The sequence below is a fragment of the uncultured Thermosynechococcus sp. genome, from assembly GCF_937958135.1.
Classification (GTDB): domain Bacteria; phylum Cyanobacteriota; class Cyanobacteriia; order Thermosynechococcales; family Thermosynechococcaceae; genus Thermosynechococcus.
In genome coordinates this window covers 17334-32580 of the sequence record NZ_CALGOG010000002.1, presented here as the reverse complement: position 1 = coordinate 32580, position 15247 = coordinate 17334, and the positions used below count along the sequence as shown (strand labels likewise).

The following is a 15247-nucleotide window of genomic DNA, read 5'->3' as shown; positions in this document are numbered from 1 at the left end:
CTAGAATTCCTAGCTGTGCCTTCTCCACTGTGGCAGATTTTCAGGAACAGCTTCAACGTCTGCAAGAGCAACTGCAACGGGCACAGGCGCGAGCGAATGAACTGCCGCCCTTGGTTCCTGAACCGCCGCCGCCTGTGGAGACCGCAGCGCCGCCAGAGCTGGATGAACGGGCACGCATTGAAGCCCGTGTGCGCAGCGAAACCTCAGTTGCAGAACTTCAGGCTCAATTGATTGAGGCTCTCCTAGAGAATGCACGGCTGCGGCGCGCCCTCGAAGAAGAACGCCAGAACCATGCCCGTACCCGGGAGGGACTCATTACGGCCTTGGGAGATGCTTTGGAGGCCCTCAGACAGCGGCGGCGATCGCCCAAATCACCCTAGGCACTGGGCCACAGTGCCACGCTTAGACCCACGAGCACAAGACTCCCCCCTGTGATCACCGCAGTTGTCGGCACCTCGCCAAAGAGCAGGAAAGCAAAGAGACTCGCAGCAAGGGGTTCAGCCAACACCAGCAGGGTAACCCCTGTGGGAGAGAGCCAACGCACCCCCCAATTGAGACTGGTGTGCCCCACCAACTGGGGAAGCAACGCCAATAGGAGAATGGCAGCATAGAGCTTCGGTGGCCAACCCGTATAGCCCAGCCCAAGGAGGGGCGGTAGGGGTAGGAGAACCAATGCGGCAGTGGCATAGGCAATAAAGGCGTAGTGGTGAATCGAAAGACCCGCTTTTTGAGCCGCTTGACCACAAATAAAGTAGGCACTGACCGCCCACGCCGCAGCGATCGCTAAGGTATTTCCCAACAGCGGTTGCGTGGCCACCCCACTCCTCAGCTCCCCCGTTCCAATCAGGACACTTCCCCCAAGGGCGATCGCCATGCCTAGCCAAGTACGGGGCTTGAGGGATTGTTGCTGCCAAAGGTAACCCACAAGGGCTGACCAGATCGGGGTGGTGGTCACCAATGTCGTCGAGGCTGCCACCGACGTGTAATTCAGGGAGGTAAACCAGAGACTAAAGTGCGCCGCTAGGGCAACCCCAGCAGCCACTGCCCAGCGCAGATTTTGTCGGGTCACCTCTGGCCATGGCCAAGTGCACAGTTGCGGTACCAAAAAGAGGGCAGCTAAACTCAGCCGACCACTGGCTAGGAAAATGCTCAATCCCACGGTTGTTCCCAGGGAATGGTTGGGTAAACCAGCAACTCCCCAGCGCACTAGCACAGCCGCCGTGGAAACCGCCAGGACACCCACCCCGAGCACAAAGGCGATTTGCCAAGGGGACGGTCTATTTGCCGACATCGGGAATGACAACGGGGGTCTCTCCATCGAGACCAAAGGCCGTATGCACCGCCTGCAGTGCCCGCACCCCTTCTGATTCTGCCACCACACAACTAACGCGAATTTCCGAGGTGGCAATCATCTGAATGTTGATATTCTCGCGGGCAAGGGCAGCAAACATGCGAGCGGCAATCCCCGGCCGCTGGATCATCCCTACCCCGACAATGCTCACTTTGGCGATCGCCGTATCCACAAGGAGATCACCGTAGCCCAATTTGGCCTGAACCCCCTTGAGAAGTTCCATAGCTTGCTCAGCATCGGCAGAGGCCACTGTAAAAGCAATATCCCGGGTGATTACCCCCCCCAAGGAGCGCGATCGCTGCGATTGGATAATCATATCTACGCTAATGGCTGCATCGGCAAGGGTCTGAAAAATTGCTGCCGCCATGCCGGGGCGATCGGGCACATCCCGAATTGCAATCCGCGCCTGCTTTGCATCCAAGGCAACACCCCGCACCGGTGGGGAGTCAGGGGCCGCTTGGGGGACTGCGGCGGTTGCTTCCACATCAAAGGTTTGGGAGAGGACGGCGATCGCGCGGCCTGCATCTGCTGCGGCCACTGTACAACTGACATTTACTTCCGATGTGGAGATCATTTGCAGGTTAATCCCCGCCGCCGCCAAAGCTGAAAACATCTGAGCCGCTACCCCCGGTCGGCCAATCATCCCTGCCCCTGTGATACTCACCTTGGCAATATCGGCATCTACGAGCACCTCCGTTTCTTCGACCCGTGGATGCAAACGGGGATAAAAGGCCACGGCAACGGCTTCGGCTTGCTTGAGAACACTCTTTTGCACCGTGAAGGCAATATCATTTGTTTGCCCTTCGTGAATGGATTGGATAATCAAATCCACGTCTAGGTTTTGCCGCGCCAGTTCGCCAAAAAGCTGTGCCGCAATGCCGGGGCGATCGGCCACCCGCAGCAGTGCCACCTTTGCCTGATCGGTGTCCAGCGCCACACCATCCACGGGTTTACCTAGTTCAAGATTTTCCACAGGACGCGGTGGCCGAGCTGGTGCAATGACTCGTGTGCCAGGCTCATCCGTCCAACTGGAGCGCACCACTAAGTCCACACCATAGTTGCGGGCAATCTCTACCGCCCGCGGGTGCAAAACCTTTGCCCCTAGGCTAGCCAACTCCAGCATTTCATCGCAGGTAATTTCGCTCATCAGTTGGGCATGGGGCACCAGGCGTGGATCGGCAGTCAAAATGCCGGGGACATCGGTGTAGATCTCACAGCAATCTGCCCGCAGCGCCGCCGCTATGGCCACCGCCGAGGTATCGGAACCCCCACGCCCAAGGGTGGTCACTTCAAAGTCGGCAGCGGCAGTAATCCCCTGAAAGCCCGCTACAACCACCACTTGGCCTTCTTTGAGGTGCCGTTCGAGGCGCTGAGTCTCAATGTGGAGAATGCGGGCACGGGTGTGGGCAGGTTCAGTGACAATCCCCACTTGTGCGCCAGTGAGGGAGATGGCAGGTTCCCCCAAGGCATGCAGCGCCATTGTCAACAGGGCGATCGCGACCTGCTCCCCCGTCGAAAGCAGCATATCCATTTCCCGCTGACTGGGGCGATCGCTAATGGCATAGGCCAGTTGCACCAAGCTATCTGTGGTTTTACCCATGGCTGAAACCACCACCACCACCTGATGTCCCGCTGCCACCGTTGCTTTGACCCTGCGGGCTACGGCTTGGATGCGCTCGACACTGCCGACGGAGGTACCACCGTACTTTTGTACAATCAGTCCCATGGACGCTCTAAAGAGAATGCTGTCCTATTTTATATTCGGGGGGATGATTCTTGGCCGTGTCTTATCTACTAGGCTAAGGAACTAAAAAAATCGCTGTTAAACTGGAAATCAGAACTAAATTTCGGAAACGGCTGCCGATGAAATACGCTCAACGCCTTTCCCAACGGCTAAGTCAATTGGCTTTAGTCGTGGGTCTCTCGTTAGCCCCCACAAACATTGGTTTAGCCCAGTCGAGCAATAACACCGTTTCCTACAGTCAATTTCTCAATGCCCTCAAAGCCGGTGAAGTCAGCTCTGTGGAACTCTATCAGGAGCAAGGTCTAGCCAAGTTTCGCCGCAAAGATCAGCCAGAACAATCTCCCCCCCACCAGGTGCGGCTCTTTGATCGCAACCCTGAATTAATTCAACTCCTGCGCCAAGCAAGTTCCCGTCATAACACGGCGGTGCGGGTGGTTCCCTCAGGCAGTGATGGGGCGGTTATCGGCGTCATTTCCAACTTGATCCTGGGCTTTGTGCTACTGATTTTGTTCTTGATGATTTTGCGACGAGTCAGTAATGCCCCCGGCGGCCCTGGGCAGATTCTCAACTTTGGTAAATCGCGTGCCCGCTTCCAGATGGAAGCCAAAACAGGCGTGACATTCGAGGATGTGGCCGGGATTGAAGAGGCCAAGGAAGAGCTGCAAGAAGTGGTAACTTTCTTGAAAAACTCAGAGAAATTTACCGCCATTGGGGCGCGTATTCCCAAAGGGGTGCTCCTGATTGGCCCCCCAGGGACGGGGAAAACGCTCCTAGCCAAGGCGATCGCCGGCGAAGCGGGGGTTCCCTTCTTTTCGATTTCTGGTTCTGAATTTGTGGAAATGTTTGTGGGCGTCGGTGCCTCCCGCGTGCGGGATTTGTTCAAAAAGGCCAAGGAAAATGCGCCCTGTTTGGTGTTTATTGATGAAATTGATGCGGTCGGCCGCCAACGGGGTACTGGCATTGGCGGTGGGAATGACGAGCGAGAACAAACCCTCAACCAACTGCTCACAGAAATGGATGGTTTTGAGGGGAATACAGGGATCATTGTGATTGCCGCAACCAACCGCCCCGATGTCTTGGATGCTGCTCTCCTGCGCCCCGGCCGCTTTGACCGTCAAATTACCGTTGATTTGCCCAGTTACAAGGGGCGCTTGCAAATTCTCCAAGTGCATGCCCGTGACAAAAAAATTGCACCCGAAGTGTCCTTGGAGGCGATCGCCCGCCGTACCCCTGGTTTTTCCGGGGCTGAATTGGCCAACCTACTCAATGAAGCCGCAATCCTCACCGTTCGGCGCCGCAAACCCGCCATTACCAATACTGAAATTGAGGATGCGATTGATCGGGTAACCATTGGCATGACCCTCACTCCCCTCCTCGATAGCAAGAAAAAGTGGCTCATTGCCTACCACGAAGTGGGTCACGCCCTGTTGATGACCCTCTTGAAACACGCAGATCCTCTCAATAAAGTGACCATTATTCCCCGCTCCGGTGGCGTTGGCGGTTTTGCTCAGCAGATTTTTGATGAGGAACGGGTAGATAGTGGCCTTTATACCCGTGCCTGGCTCCTAGATGAAATCACGATTCTATTGGGGGGACGGGCTGCCGAGGTGGAGATTTTTGGCGATGCCGAAGTCACTGTTGGTGCCAGTAGTGACTTGCAAGCGGTGGCCAATCTGGCGCGGGAAATGGTTACCCGTTACGGCATGTCAGATTTGGGACACTTAGCCCTTGAAACACCAAGCAACGAGGTCTTTCTCGGTCGGGATTTGGTGCCCCGCGCTGAATATTCCGAAGCAGTGGCCGTGCAAATTGACCGCCAGGTTCGCGAGATTGTGATGCACTGCTATGAAACCGCTCGCAAACTCATCCGCGAGCATCGGGCAGCCATTGATAAGCTGGTGGAACTCATCCTAGAAAAGGAAACCATTGACGGGGACGAGTTTCGCGCCTTGGTGCGGCAATATACCACCTTGCCCATCAAAGAACCCGCGTGGAAGGCAACAGCTACACCGGCGGTGTCCCAACCGTCCTAGGCAAGGAGGCGATGGTGAGCCATGAGCGGCAGGAAGTCCGTCACCTCTTAGTCCTCGAAGACAGTGAGGGACGGCGACCCATTTTGCTAGAAGCAGCCACCTACTCCATCGGTCGTGATCCCACAAACTCAATTGTGCTGCACTCCAAGACGGTCTCCCGGCAGCACGGGATTTTGTTGCGGGTGACGAGTCCGGAGACCAATAGTCATCTTTTTCGCCTTATTGATGGCAATTTGCAGGGCAAGCGGAGTACCAACGGCATTCTCGTCAATGGGCAGCGGATTGTTGCCCATGATTTGCGCAGTGGCGACATGATTGTCTTTGGGGGGGAGGTGCGGGCCCGCTACCTAACCCTGACCAACATGACCGATGAGGAGTTTGAGGATTTTTGCCGCAGCACCGATGTGCTGGGATTTCTCTCCAAAAGCACGAATCCCTTTGCGACGCTGGTGCCCCCTGGCGAGACCAATCTTGAGAATTTTAGTGAAGCGGCCTTAGTGCGCTTGGCCTCCTATCCTGAGTTGACGCCCAACCCGATTTTAGAAGTGGATCTCGAGGGGAAGGTGACGTATCTCAATCCAGCCGCACTGATGCAGTTTCGCGATCTACAGCAGCAGAAATTGACTCATCCTCTGTTGTTGGGATTGCCGGAACTGGCACGCTACATGAAGCAAACCCAAGAAAAAGTCCATGTGCGGGAGGTGGAGTACCAAGGGCGCATCTACGAGCAATCCATTCACTACATCTATGAAAGTGAACTCATCCGCAGCTATGTTATGGATGTTACAGATCGCAAGCGAGCTGAGGAACAACTGCGCAACCAAGCCCGCCGCGAAGCCATCATTAACCGCATTATTCAGGCCATGCGCACTACCATGGTGGCAGCAGAAGTCCTGCAAATTACCGCCGACTTGCTGCTAGAAGCCCTGGGTTCAACCCTGTGCCTCATTACCCAAACAGCAGCACCCGATACGCTCACCTACGCCACCCGTCCCCAAGTCCTCCATCTACCTGAGTCTTTAATTACCCTCAACCAGCGGGCGATCGCCTTCTTTGAACCAGCCCTCAGCAACGGCGAACAGGTGGTTTTGGCTACCAGTTGTCCCGATTTACCGCAGCCACTGCAAACAGATCTGAGAATCTTAGACGTGAATGCCTTGGTGATCACCCCTTTGATTTACCTTGGCCAACTCCTAGGACAAATTAGCCTTTTAGATTGCGAATGGGAGCCGACTGAAGCAACATCCATTTCGCCAAATCATCCCCAGCTCTTCCGGCAAACCCTGCCCAAATCATGGACAGCCGAGGATTTAAGCCTTGTGAAAACCATTGCCGATCAGTGTGCCCTTGCCATTCATCAAGCCCAGCTTTACCAGCAGGTACAAGAACTCAATGCCGATTTAGAGCGACAGGTGCGTGCCCGTACGGCTGAACTGGAGCAGAAAATGCAGGAACTGGAGCGCCTCAATGCCATTAAAGACGATTTCTTGAGCACTGTTTCCCACGAATTGCGCACGCCCATGGCCAATATGAAAATGGCCATCTATATGCTAAAGCAATTTGCCACCGACGATCGCCAGAAACGCTACCTTGATATTCTCGCCCATGAGTGCAACCGCGAAACGGAACTGATCAATGATTTGCTGGATCTGCAACGCCTAGAGGCAGGGCGCAGCCAGATTCAACAGGAGGTGATTGATCTCGACAGTTGGCTGCCCTCAGCCCTCGAACCCTTCCATAACCGCATGCAACAGCGGCAGCAATCCCTTGAGATTGTGCGCCCTCCCACTTTGCCACCTCTCCTCTCCAACCGCCATGCTTTAGCCCGCATCTTGGCAGAGTTACTCAACAATGCCTGTAAGTACAGCCCTGCTGGAGCGCAGATTGTTGTCCGTTTTGAGCCAATTGGGGGCGATCGCCTGCAAATTCAAGTGAGTAATCCCTCAGAGATTCCCGGTGAGGAACTGCCGCGCATCTTTGAAAAGTTTTATCGCATTCCCAATGCGGATCCGTGGCAACAGGGGGGCACAGGTTTAGGCCTCGCCCTCACCCAAAAACTCGTGGAGCAATTGCAGGGTGAAATTAGCGCCAGCAGTGAAGCGGGCATGACCACCTTTACCCTCAGCCTACCCACTGCGTCAGGTGATCCCGCTGCCTGATAAAATAGGGTGCTAACGTTCTTAGGGTGCTATGACCCTTTCGCGAGTCGCTTTAAGTAGCCTACAGCAAGATCTGGATCAGTTAATTCGTCGCTTAGACAGTGTGCCCCACGGCGACGTAATTTACCAAGCCCTGCAACTGTTTCTCGATATTGCCGACGAGGAACTCGAACGACTGGATTGGAAGATTTTGCGTTCCTGCCTGCGGGACATGCACCAAGCCCTACGGGTCTTTGCCCCCTATCGCCATACCCGCAAAATTTCGATCTTTGGCTCCGCCCGAACTCCCTCCACGTCGCCAGTCTATGAAATGGCGGTGCACTTTGCCCAAGCGGCGAGTGCCATGGGGTTTATGATTATCACGGGTGCCGGGGGCGGCATTATGGAGGCGGGGAATAAAGGGGCGGGTCCCAATCAATCCTTTGGCCTCAACATTGAACTGCCCTTTGAACAGGGTGCTAATCCCTATATTGAAGGCGATCCGCGCCTGATTCACTTTAAGTACTTCTTTACGCGCAAGCTCTTTTTGCTCAAAGAAACCGATGCCATTGCCGTTTTCCCCGGTGGCTTTGGCACCCAAGATGAAGCCTTTGAATGCTTGACCCTCTGCCAAACGGGCAAAGCTCCCCCCAAACCCCTGGTCTTGATGGATGTTCCCGGTAGCAGCTACTGGCAGCATTGGGATCGGTTTATTCGCGAAGAACTGGTGGCCAGGGGATTGATTAACGCCGAAGATCAGGAACTCTATCGCATCTGCACCAGTGTAGAAGAAGGCTTAGCCCACCTGAGTGGCTTCTATCGTGTCTATCACTCTAGCCGCTATGTGGGCGATCGCTTGGTGCTGCGGTTGAATCAAGACATTAGTGAGGCTGCTTTGACAGAACTCAATCGCGATTTTCAAGATATTCTTGTGTCGGGGCAGATTGAACGCACAGAACCCCTGCCGCGGGAAGTGGAAGACGAGCAACCCATTAACCGCCCTGCCCTGACGCACACGCTCCATTTGCCGCGATTGATCATGCACTTTAATCAGCGGGATTATAGTCGCCTCTACCAACTGATTTATCGCCTCAATGGCTTTGCCACAGCGGAGGCGACATACCATCCTGAGCGCAAGTAGGCGATCGCCATTCGATTGCATTAGATTGCAGTTTTTCATCACCTTTAGTCAAGATACACGCCCATGATCGAACGCTATACCCTTGCCCCCATGGGGAATCTTTGGACCGATGCCTACAAATTCAAAACATGGCTGGATGTTGAGATTGCAGTTTGCGAGGCCCAAGCGGAACTGGGGCATATTCCCCCTGAGGCAGTGGCCGAAATCAAAGCTAAAGCCAAGTTTGACCCCCAACGGGTGGCTGAGATTGAAGCGGAGGTAAAGCACGATGTCATTGCCTTCCTCACCAATGTCAACGAGAATGTGGGTGATGCCGGGCGCTACATTCACCTTGGGCTAACCAGTTCCGATGTTTTAGACACCGGTTTGGCGCTGCAATTGGTGGCCAGTCTGACCTTGATTCAAGAACAGTTGGAGTATCTCATTCAGGCGGTGCGCCACCGCGCCCAAGAACATCGCTATACGGTGATGGTGGGACGCAGTCATGGAATTCACGCCGAGCCAATTACATTTGGTTTCAAGCTGGCGGGTTGGCTGGCGGAGCTGCTGCGCCATCGCGATCGCCTGTGTCAATTGCAGCGAACCGTGGCGGTGGGCAAAATTTCGGGCGCTGTGGGCACCTATGCCAATGTGGATCCGCGCGTAGAGGCGATCGCCTGCCAAAAACTGGGACTGCAACCGGATACCGCTTCAACCCAGGTCATTTCCCGCGATCGCCATGCCGACTATGCCCAGACCCTTGCCCTGTTGGGGGCAACTCTTGAGCGCTTTGCCGTTGAGATTCGCAATCTGCAGCGCACCGATGTTCTAGAAGTGGAGGAATTTTTCTCTAAAGGACAAAAAGGCTCCTCCGCCATGCCCCACAAACGCAATCCCATTCGGTCTGAACGGCTGACGGGGTTGGCGCGGGTACTGCGGGGCAATGCCTTGGCGGCTCTGGAAAATGTTGCCCTCTGGCATGAGCGGGATATTTCCCACAGTGCCGTGGAGCGGGTGATTTTGCCCGACAGCTCGATTCTTGCCCACTTTATGTTGGTGGAAATGACGGACTTGGTGCAAACCCTACAGGTCTATCCGGAGAATATGCGCCGCAATATGAATTGCTACGGCGGTGTGATCTTTAGTCAGCGGGTGCTCTTGGCACTGGTGGAGAAGGGTCTAAGTCGCGAAGCCGCCTACGCCTTGGTGCAAAAACACGCCCACGCCGCGTGGAATCAACCCAATGGGGATTTTGCCGCCAACCTCAAAGGGGATCCAGAAATTCGGCGCTACCTTACACCAGAGGAACTCGAAGCTTGCTTTAACCCTGAACATCACCTCAAGCACCTAGAGGAAATCTACCAGCGGTTGGGGATTTAATTGAGCCGAATTGAGATAGGCTGCAAGGTCACTAACTCGAAAAAGCGATCGCAGGGGTACCCCCTGAGCCGTCAAGGCGGCTTCCCCGCCCGCCTGGCGATCCACAATGGCAAGGACTTCATTAACAACGTAACCCGCCTCTTGAAGACGTAAAACGGCCTTGAGGGCAGAGCCGCCGCTGGTGATCACATCCTCCAGCACCGTGACTACCGCCCCTTGGGGCAAGGGGGGGCCTTCAATAAAGCTCATCGTGCCGTGGCCTTTGGCTTCCTTGCGTACAATCAGCGCCGCCCGATCCTGCCCCTGCAAATTGGAGAGCACGCTCACGGCCACCACCAAGGGGTCTGCCCCAAGGGTAAGACCCGCCACTGCCACTGCTTCCGGAGCTAATTGCTCCAAGAAGAGTCGCCCCACAAGGTAAGCGCCCCGCGCCGAGAGGGTCACAGGTTTGCAGTTAATGTAGTATTGGCTTTTTTGGCCAGAGGCAAGGATAAAGTCACCGCTGCGGTAAGCATCGCGGCAAAGAAGCGCCAAGAGTTCCTGACGCAGCTCAGGCAGAGACTCGTTCATGATTGACTCCAAATTCAAGAGGTTAAGCCAGCGGGTATGCGGAACCAATGGGTGGTGCCATCCTTTTGATCCACGAGTTTGACCCCTCGAGCCAACAGCAGATCCCGCAGGCGATCGCTCTCGGCATAGTTCTTGGCTTGACGGGCAGCAGTACGAGCCGCAACTAACTCTTGAATTTCCTCATCGGTTAGTCCTATTGTCTGCGAAGCTTTTGACTCCTCTTTGACCTCTAAACCCAACACCTGAGCAAGGGTCACCAAAGTGTGCCAATCGCGACTCACCTCAGTGAGCGATCGCCCCAAGTCTCCCCCATGGAGATAGCGATGCTGCTCGCGATTGAGGGTTTTCGCCAGTTCAAAGATCACTGCCAAAGCAGCGGCAGTGTTCAAGTCGTCATCCATGGCCTGACAAAAGGCTTGGCCACTGGGGTGGCTTTTCGCGTCTTGCGGCGGCGCGGGGGGGAGGGGAATCTGCCGATTCAAGCGCAGGGCTTCCGCCAAGGTTTGCCAGCCCTTGGTAGCGGCGGTAAGTGCCTCCGGTGTAAAGTCCAAAGGTTTGCGGTATTGAGCCTGCAACACCAACAGGCGTAACGCCATTGGATCAACCCCCTGGGCCAGCAAATCGCGAATAGTGGTGAAGTTGCCCAATGACTTCGACATTTTCTCGGCATTAACGGTCACAAAGCCGTTGTGCAGCCAAAACCGTGCAAGGGGCTGTTGCGTCACCGCCTCTGATTGGGCAATTTCATTTTCGTGGTGAGGGAAAATTAAATCCATGCCCCCGCAGTGAATGTCAATGGTTGGCCCTAAGACCTGTTGCACCATGGCTGAACATTCAATGTGCCAGCCGGGGCGGCCTTTGCCCCAAGGCGCTTCCCACGGTTCATACACTTGGGTTTCTTCTGGTTTGGCAGCTTTCCAAAGGGCAAAATCTAGGGGGTGATGTTTGCGCTGCTCTTCCCCTTCCTCAACCCGACCGCTGGCACCGGCGACCAATTGAGAAAGTTGGCGCCCAGAGAGCTTGCCGTAGTTGGGAAACCGCTCCACCGCATAGTACACATCTGCGTCCACCACATAGGCATAGCCGCGCTCAATGAGACTTTGAATAAGGTCAAGGATGGCCGGAATGGCCGCTGTGGCGCGGGGATAGGCATTGGCCGGCAAAATGTTCAGGCGAGCCATATCCTCGTGGTAGGCCGCAATGTAGCGATCGCTGACCGCCGCCATGGTTTCTCCCTGTTCAAGGGCGCGCCGAATAATTTTGTCGTCAACATCGGTAAAATTCTGGACGTAGTACACGGAGTAGCCCAAGAACGTGAGATAGCGGCGCAGTACATCCCACGCTACGTAGGAACGGGCATGTCCTAGATGGCAGTAGTCATACACCGTGACCCCACAGGCATAAATGGTCACCCGCTCTGGGTGCAGGGCGGAAAAGGGTTCAAGGCGGCGAGACAGTGTGTTGTACAGATGTAAGGGCACAGGAATACCCCGCAAGGATCAACAGTTGCAGCGGCAAATCGCTCTTTGATACGATATAGGATACCAAATTCACCATTATCGAGGACAAACACACCCCCATGGCCAAAAAAAGCATGATCGAACGGGAGAAAAAGCGGCAACGGCTCGTTGCTAAATACGCCAGTAAACGCCAAGAACTCAAGGCCAAACTGGCCAGTGCCGAAACCCCAGAAGAGATCATGAGCATCCATCGTCAACTGCAACGCTTGCCCCGCAACAGTGCCCCTTCACGGCTGCGGAATCGCTGCTGGCTGACGGGTCGCCCGCGGGGCTATTACCGGGATTTTGGCCTCTGCCGCAATGCCCTGCGGGAAATGGCACACCAAGGGCTACTGCCGGGGGTAGTCAAGGCCAGTTGGTAAGTTAGCTTTGCTACCCTAGAACGAAGGGATTGAGGCAAAACCATGGCAGAGCGATTATCCCAAGCCGAGATTGAGGGGCAGCTAGCCAGCTTACCCGGCTGGAAACTGGTGGGCGATCGCCTTGAACAAACCTTTACCTTCAAAGACTTCCTAGGTTCGATTGCTTTTGTCAATCGCCTTGTGGATCCCGCTGAACAGGCGGGACACCACCCAGATTTAACCATTTCTTGGAATCGGGTGACAGTCTGCCTCACCACCCATGATGCGGGTGGGATTACCCAAAAGGACATTGACCTGGCCAAAGTGATCTCTGATCTGGCAGCAGGATAACTTTCGGCTGAATTATGAAATGCCTTGAAAATGAGAGCTTTGCCGTCAAAGCGCAGAAGTTAATCCATAACCTACGCCAAGTGATGGGGTCATCAGGCATTGTTACTATTCCAACTCTTAAAACGGCTTTAGGGGAGTCTGTCCCCCGCATTATTGATGTTTCCGTGGACTACGGCGAGAATCTACGCTTTAATTAACGCCTTGGGGAACTGAGCTGCGAAACCTAGGCCACATGCTCTACCCGTATCCAGGGGGCATAGGGGTTCACGAAGCCTGTAACCGTAATCGGCTGCCCATCTCTATAGGTTTGCAGGCGCTCGTTCACAGTGGGGTGGAGCGTCACCAAGGGCCACAACCGCCGATCAGTATGCAGTTGATAGGCTTGCTCTCCTAATTTCACAAATTCGCCCCTGAGAGTTTGCATTCCTGCGGTCACAGTCATCGGCGTGGGGTGGGCGATCGCCACCGTCCAAGGCAGGGGAAGGGTAGGATCAAAGGTCTCTAACGTTCGGAGTTGCCAAGCTTCCCATTCTGGATGTTGCAATGGCAGGTTAAAGAAGGGAAAAATGCCCTGCTGGCACGCCTGAATTAAAGGCCTCAGATCAAGGGCACCCACCAGCTCTTGAGGAGATTTCCCTTGGCGAATGGCTGTGGCAGCTAACCACCCTGCCCCCTGCCCAATGCCCATGACCAAAGGTTGCAAGCGGGTGGCACCATTGGCAATGTGGGTCACGGAGATATTTTTCTCTGCAACTAAAAAGCCTTCTACCCGCTGGGGGATTAAGGAGGTATAGGGAACTACAAAGGGCGTCCCTGTCCAGCGACCGCCCCAACGGATAGACTTAGGCATCAGGGGGAGTTCCATCCCTGGATAGTGGTGATCGTTCGGGTAGTTGCCAATAGCAATCCCCGTGTAGTGACCTTGAGCATCAACGGGGGGTGGAGCATTGGGGAGAATGTCCTGCTCTTGAATCGTGGTAAGGCCGATCAGACGGCGACTTTCCCGGTAGTAGGGATGGAGGGCATAGGCACCGCCCCCCAAGCTAGCGGGGAATCGGGGAAAGGTCTCCTCCGCTAGACCATAGCGGCGCCCAAGGTGGCGTTGAATGTAGCAGGCAAAATCCTGGGCGTGCCAGCGCGCTTCTTGACAAAAGGCCTGGCGAGCTTGGGGAGAACCCACCAGGCGCTCCAGACCCACGCCATAGTCATTTCCCTGCTGTGGCCAGTTAAGCATAAAGCGATTTCCCGGCAGGCGGCCATAGTTGAGAAAGTGCTGCGGGTCGTAGCCAGCCCAAGCGCCGCTAAATTTGCGCTCCTCCCACAGCGGCGAAGGGAGAATCTCCGGGGCAGTGGCTCCCTCCCCATAGTCCTGCAACACCACAACCCATGTGGGGGCTTGAACGGGATAGGTCTGCGTCAGAGGGGTGGGGGCTACAGGTGCAGAGGGTTCTTGGGTTTCCGCCTGCCACTCCCACCCCCAGCGATGGGGAATCTGCCCCAAGGCAAGGAGATCCCCCAGTTCTGTGGCGTCAATGGTGATTTGGGCATGGATGGTGAGGCCGGTAAATTCTACACCGAGGATGCGATCGCCTTGGCGCAAAACCGCTTGGGGAAGATCGCCGACAATCCACGTCAGGTGAGGGGTTGCCTTGACCCACTCGGCAAACAGATCAGCGGCCACCTTTGGCTCAAAGGTAAAGAAACTCACCCAAGCATGATCTAGCCCCCCCGGCTGTCGCTGGGCGATCGCCCGCAGAAATTGACCCCACAGTCCTGTTTGCCAAGCCATGAGTTCATTGCCATCGGGCGCAGCTACCCCCGCACTGGTGAGCATGCCGCCAAGCCAAGGGGTTTCACTGACCAGCACCGTTTGCGCACCGGCACGAGCCGCCGTTAAGGCAGCAGCTACCCCCCCCGTACCACCGCCAACCACCAGTACTTCAGTGCGCAGCGTTTGCCTCACTGTTGCGGTGCCATGGGATTCGTAATCAGCCCCCAGCGATCGGGGGGCCAAAAACGAATTGCCGCCCGACCAATAATGTAATTGCGGGGTACCACCCCCCAGCAGCGACCGTCAAAGCTGTTATTGCGGTTATCTCCCAAAACCAAGTAACTATTGGGGGGAATGACTTGCGGTTGTGCCAAATAGGGCTGTATGCCGGCACAGGTATCCACCGACGTAAAAGATGAAGGCGCAAGATAGGGTTCAGGTAGGGGTTGATTGTTAACATAGACTCGCCCTTGACGCAGCTCCACGCGATCGCCGGGCAAGCCCACTACCCGTTTGATGAAGGCATCGCGAAAGCCCGCCTGCTGGAGCGCTGGGGTTGGATTAAAAACGATAATGTCGCCACGGTGGGGGGAGTGAAAATAGTAACTGATTTTTTCAATAATCAGGCGATCGTTAATCAGCAGGGTTTCTTCCATTGAGCCGGTGGGGATATAGCGGGCCTCCGCCACAAATGTACGAATACCAATAGCAAGAACAGCCGCTAATCCTAGGGTTTTGGCCATTTCCAGCCACCAAGGTTCTGTCGCCTTGTTGGTCTTGGCTGCAATAGATTCGGTCGTAGAAGCATTCGTGGGTGGCACTTTGCCATCGGACATAGGAGGGAATCTCGCAAACAAATTGAAGCTATGCACTCCACGATACTACAGCGACATCAGGCTAGAGGTTACTGTTTAATCTTCGGGTGCTT

The 15247-nt window shown here is 55.2% G+C and carries 14 protein-coding genes; 8 read left to right on the top strand and 6 right to left on the bottom strand.

Annotated elements, in window-relative coordinates:
* Nucleotides 1–29 precede the first annotated feature (29 nt).
* The gene (locus tag Q0711_RS00195) at nucleotides 30–380 is read left to right on the top strand and encodes a hypothetical protein (protein WP_298611971.1); all 351 of its coding nucleotides are present in this window, start codon (nucleotides 30–32) and stop codon (nucleotides 378–380) included.
* On the opposite strand, the gene Q0711_RS00190 is transcribed toward Q0711_RS00195, so the two are convergent.
* Nucleotides 377–1291, bottom strand: a complete 915-nt coding sequence (locus tag Q0711_RS00190) for a DMT family transporter (protein WP_298611968.1) — start codon at nucleotides 1289–1291, stop codon at nucleotides 377–379. The two genes, Q0711_RS00195 and Q0711_RS00190, sit on opposite strands and share 4 nt — an antisense overlap.
* Nucleotides 1278–3077, bottom strand: coding sequence for an aspartate kinase (locus Q0711_RS00185; protein WP_298611966.1), 1800 nt, complete (start codon nucleotides 3075–3077; stop codon nucleotides 1278–1280). Before Q0711_RS00185 ends, Q0711_RS00190 begins: the two co-directional genes overlap by 14 nt.
* A 137-nt stretch (nucleotides 3078–3214) precedes the next feature.
* Here Q0711_RS00185 and ftsH point away from each other — a divergent pair, with 137 nt between their 5' ends.
* The 4 genes from ftsH (at nucleotide 3215) to purB (ending at nucleotide 9766) form a co-directional block, all read left to right on the top strand.
* Entirely contained in the window at nucleotides 3215–5128 is a 1914-nt protein-coding gene (gene ftsH, locus Q0711_RS00180) for an ATP-dependent zinc metalloprotease FtsH (RefSeq protein ID WP_298611963.1), read from the top strand.
* The gene (locus Q0711_RS00175) at nucleotides 5086–7287 is read left to right on the top strand and encodes an ATP-binding protein (protein ID WP_298611961.1); all 2202 of its coding nucleotides are present in this window, start codon (nucleotides 5086–5088) and stop codon (nucleotides 7285–7287) included. Before ftsH ends, Q0711_RS00175 begins: the two co-directional genes overlap by 43 nt.
* A 31-nt stretch (nucleotides 7288–7318) precedes the next feature.
* Nucleotides 7319–8407, top strand: coding sequence for an LOG family protein (locus tag Q0711_RS00170; protein ID WP_298611958.1), 1089 nt, complete (start codon nucleotides 7319–7321; stop codon nucleotides 8405–8407).
* 63 nt (nucleotides 8408–8470) lie between these two features.
* Nucleotides 8471–9766: an adenylosuccinate lyase gene (gene purB, locus Q0711_RS00165; protein WP_298976553.1), complete on the top strand. Its 1296-nt coding sequence runs from the start codon at nucleotides 8471–8473 to the stop codon at nucleotides 9764–9766.
* Here the strand turns inward: purB and pyrE are convergent.
* Both pyrE and cysS read right to left on the bottom strand, forming a co-directional pair.
* Complete coding sequence (gene pyrE / locus Q0711_RS00160) at nucleotides 9734–10336, bottom strand: orotate phosphoribosyltransferase (protein WP_298611952.1); 603 nt, start codon at nucleotides 10334–10336, stop codon at nucleotides 9734–9736. The genes purB and pyrE overlap by 33 nt on opposite strands.
* A 14-nt stretch (nucleotides 10337–10350) precedes the next feature.
* Nucleotides 10351–11817, bottom strand: coding sequence for a cysteine--tRNA ligase (gene cysS / locus Q0711_RS00155; RefSeq protein ID WP_298611949.1), 1467 nt, complete (start codon nucleotides 11815–11817; stop codon nucleotides 10351–10353).
* Nucleotides 11818–11915: 98 nt separating this feature from the next.
* Here cysS and rpsN point away from each other — a divergent pair, with 98 nt between their 5' ends.
* From rpsN to Q0711_RS00140, 3 genes are read left to right on the top strand one after another with little or no spacing between them, the layout of a single operon-like run.
* Nucleotides 11916–12218, top strand: coding sequence for a 30S ribosomal protein S14 (gene rpsN, locus Q0711_RS00150; protein WP_298611946.1), 303 nt, complete (start codon nucleotides 11916–11918; stop codon nucleotides 12216–12218).
* Nucleotides 12219–12260: 42 nt separating this feature from the next.
* Nucleotides 12261–12548, top strand: coding sequence for a 4a-hydroxytetrahydrobiopterin dehydratase (locus Q0711_RS00145; RefSeq protein ID WP_298611944.1), 288 nt, complete (start codon nucleotides 12261–12263; stop codon nucleotides 12546–12548).
* A gap of 14 nt (nucleotides 12549–12562) precedes the next feature.
* On the top strand, nucleotides 12563–12745 hold the full coding sequence (locus tag Q0711_RS00140) for a hypothetical protein (RefSeq protein ID WP_298611942.1): 183 nt from the start codon (nucleotides 12563–12565) through the stop codon (nucleotides 12743–12745).
* A gap of 26 nt (nucleotides 12746–12771) precedes the next feature.
* Here the strand turns inward: Q0711_RS00140 and Q0711_RS00135 are convergent, their stop codons facing one another.
* On the bottom strand, nucleotides 12772–14511 hold the full coding sequence (locus Q0711_RS00135; protein WP_366142494.1) for an FAD-dependent oxidoreductase: 1740 nt from the start codon (nucleotides 14509–14511) through the stop codon (nucleotides 12772–12774).
* Complete coding sequence (lepB, locus tag Q0711_RS00130) at nucleotides 14508–15155, bottom strand: signal peptidase I (protein ID WP_298611936.1); 648 nt, start codon at nucleotides 15153–15155, stop codon at nucleotides 14508–14510. The genes Q0711_RS00135 and lepB overlap by 4 nt, the downstream gene beginning before the upstream one ends.
* Nucleotides 15156–15247: the final 92 nt, after the last annotated feature.